The 3,280-nt window shown below is 50.1% G+C and carries 1 protein-coding gene and 1 pseudogene; one reads left to right on the forward strand and one right to left on the reverse strand.

Annotation, left to right across the window (positions count from 1 at the left end; translation table 11 throughout):
- Positions 1–114: 114 nt before the first annotated feature.
- Complete coding sequence (locus RUMCAL_RS14705; protein WP_021682762.1) at positions 115–2,274, reverse strand: leucine-rich repeat protein; 2,160 nt, start codon at positions 2,272–2,274, stop codon at positions 115–117.
- A 387-nt stretch (positions 2,275–2,661) separates the two neighbouring features.
- Here RUMCAL_RS14705 and RUMCAL_RS14710 point away from each other — a divergent pair.
- Positions 2,662–3,280 (forward strand): annotated as a pseudogene (locus RUMCAL_RS14710) (hypothetical protein); the annotation flags it as partial.

A 3,280-nucleotide genomic window follows, 5' to 3' on the forward strand; every position in this document is an offset into this window, starting at 1 on the left:
CGCACAATCTTTGTGCGGTATTGCCATAATGAAAAGGCACAGCTTCCGAAAAAGCTGTGCCTTTTGTCATATCATGAAATGGTTTGCAAATGATTGTGAAGACAGGTTCTGAGATCAGCCGTTGTACGGCAGCGTCTTGACGAGGTTTACAATGAACTGCATCAGAACAGTTGCGTCATCAGAGCTGATTTCGCCGTTGCCGTTGCAGTCTGCATTCTTGTTCGCTGCGGTGTCCAGCTGTACCGAACCGGCAACTGCCTTGTTCAGCAGAACACAGTCGGTAACATCTACACGGCCGTCCAGATTGACGTCGCCGTACAGAACGACACCGACAGGAACCGTTTCAGTTGTACCGCTGTTGCTGCCTTCTGTAGTCTGGGTGGTATCCGTTGCCACCGGAACGGTGGTATCCGTTGCTACCGGAACAGTGGTGTCTGTTGCTACCGGAACTTCGGTATTTGTAGTCGTGATCGGATCCAGCGAATCAAATGTGATGTCGTTTGCGTTTGCGTAGTCCTTTGCGGCAGTGCTCTCATTGCCGGTAATGGTCATATCATTGCCCTTTACAAGCGTATCCTTTTCCACTTTGTAGCCGAATGCATTGCTGCCGATAGAGGAAACGTTTTTCGGAATGGTGACATTTGTGAGAGAATCGCAGTCTACGAATGCACACTTGTCGATCGATTCCAGAGAATCCGGAAGCTGAATGCTGCTCATAGAAGTGCAGCCGCCGAAGGCGTACTGTCCCACCTTTTTAACGCTTTCCGGAACGGTAACATTGTCCAGTTTATTGCAGCGGTAGAACAGGTAGTTATCCAGATTGGTAACGCCGTTGCCGATGGTGACATCGGTCAGGTTGGCATTGTTGTAGAATGTCCACTTGCCGAGATCGGTCACAGAGTCCGGAACAGTGATTTTGGTAACATTGGTGCACTCTGCAAAGGCACTCTGTCCCAGCTTGGTGACGGTATCCGGAATATTGACTTCTGTCAGACTGGTGCAGCCGTAGAATGCAGAAGCACCGATCGAGTCAACATTTGCCCCGAACTTGACATCATTCAGGCTGGTGCAGCGATAGAACAGGTTGTCACTGATCTTGGTCAGAGAATCCGGCAGGACAATGCTTTCCAGAGAACCGCAGCTGTAGAATACGATCTCGTCCACCTGCTTCAGTGTCTGCGGCAGTGTTACGGATTTCAAGTTGCTGCAATAAGCGAATACGCCGGATTTGATCGTGGTGATGCTGTCCGGAATTTCAATGCTTTCCAGACCGCTGTATGCAAAGGTGTCCTTCCGCAGGGAAGTCATGCCGGAGGACAGCTTGACAGTTTTCAGATTCTGGCAGTGGCTGAATGCTGCTGTTGCAACATTAGTCACACTGTCCGGCAGTTCGATAGAAGACAGACCGGAATAAGTAAAGGCATTTGCGTTGATTCTGGTGCAGGAGCTTTCGGGGAACTGCACAGTGTCCAGACTTGAACAGCCATAGAATGCATTGGAACCGATGCTCTGTACGCCTTCTTCCAGAACGACAGTTTTCAGCTTTGCACAGTTTGCAAACATGGTAGAGCCGATGGAGGTCAGATTTCCGGGGATCGTGATGGATTCCAGAGATGCACAGTAGGAGAATGCATCGTTACCGACAAAGTACAGGCTTGCCGGCAGCTTGATGTCTGTCAGGTTGGAGCAGGAGCAGAACGCACCACCGTTAATGGAAGCCACGCTGTCCGGCATGCTGACGCTAGTCAGATTGGTACAGCCCAGAAATGCGTTTGCACCGATGCCCACCATACCGTCCGGCATGGTGACGGTCTGCAATTCCTTGTTGCCGTAGAATGCAGCCGCAGCGATAAAGGTTACCGGATATTCTTCTTCGTCCTCTTCGTCATAAATGGTATCCGGAATCACCAGATCAGTGGTGCCCGGTGCACAGCCGGTGATCTGTGCCTTTTTCGATACGATCTTGTAGTACAGCTTGCCGTCCTGTGTCGGTTTGCCGTCCGGAATCACAACGTCGGAATCTTCCGCATAATTCGGTGTGGGAATGGTTTCCAGACCGCCGGCAGTGCCGCTGATCGCTGCTTTCACATCTGCTGCAATCTGTGCATCGACCTGACTGGACGGCATCGGTTCTTCCAGTTCCGGCATCACTGCCGAGATCACCGTGTCGGCGGCACTCTGAGGTGCTGCATAAGCGGTCGTGCCCAGACAGCAGGGAATCAGTGCCGCAATGGCAACGATGCCTGCAATAGTTTTTCTCCAATTTGATCTCATAAGAATAAGCCCCTTTCAGTGCATGAGTATACATACAATATTTCTTACATTATAATCGATTTTATCCCTTTTGTCAATAGCTTTTTTGTAGAATTTGACAACGCTGTTTTTGTGAGGAATGACGGAAACACCGGCTGCCTTACAGAATTTTTCCACAAGTTCTTGCTTCTTTGGCAATTTTGCAACGAAATAGAAATTAGATTTGAAAACCGAAAAATGGAAAAATATGTTTGACTTTTTGTGGCATTTGTGCTATAATATTAATGTATGACTTTAGATAAAAAAACGCCTCCGGAAGTGCTTTCCGGAGGCTCTGAAAGCAGCGTCATGTCAGTCTGTCAGGTAGGTTCGGCGTGAGGCTGCCTGCATAGAGAGGAAGCGATGTTTGTGCAGAACCCAAACACGAATCGATACCGTTGCCTTAGCTTTTTACTGGCGGGCATGATGGCTGTGACCAGCCTGCCGCTGCCGGCATTTGCAGCAGATGCGGCGGCGGGGGAGGAAATCGCCATTTCGGCAGAACGATTTCCGGACGAGCAGTTCCGGAACTACATTTCCGAACAGCTGGACAGCGACGGTGACAACATGCTGTCCGCGACGGAATGCAGCGAAGTCGTTGATCTGAATGTATCCCAGCAGGGCATTGCCGATCTGACGGGGATCGATGTCTTTTCCAAATTGCAGCAGCTGGATTGTTCCGGAAACACGTTGTCGGCATTGGATATTTCCGGTGCTGCACAGCTGTTGCAGCTGAATTGCTCTGCGAATCCGGATTTGTCTGCACTGAAACTGCCGGAGAAAAACGGTGCGTTTTCCTTTTTGGTGATGTTGGACTGTAGTGACTGTGCTCTGACAGAACTGTCGCTGGATTCTTACGCCCTTTTGGGAACGCTGGACTGCTCCGGCAATCAGCTGGCAGCACTGGATATTTCTGCGAATTCCAATTTGCGGACTGTGGACTGCTCCGGCAATCAGCTGACTACGCTGGACGTTTCTGCGAATTCCA

Source organism: Ruminococcus callidus ATCC 27760 (assembly GCF_000468015.1).
GTDB classification, from domain to species: Bacteria; Bacillota; Clostridia; order Oscillospirales; family Ruminococcaceae; genus Ruminococcus_C; species Ruminococcus_C callidus.

Excerpts from the sequence above, each read along its gene's own strand:
- RUMCAL_RS14705 (WP_021682762.1), bottom strand. The coding sequence starts at position 2,274 with ATGAGATCAAATTGGAGAAAAACTATTGCAGGCATCGTTGCCATTGCG.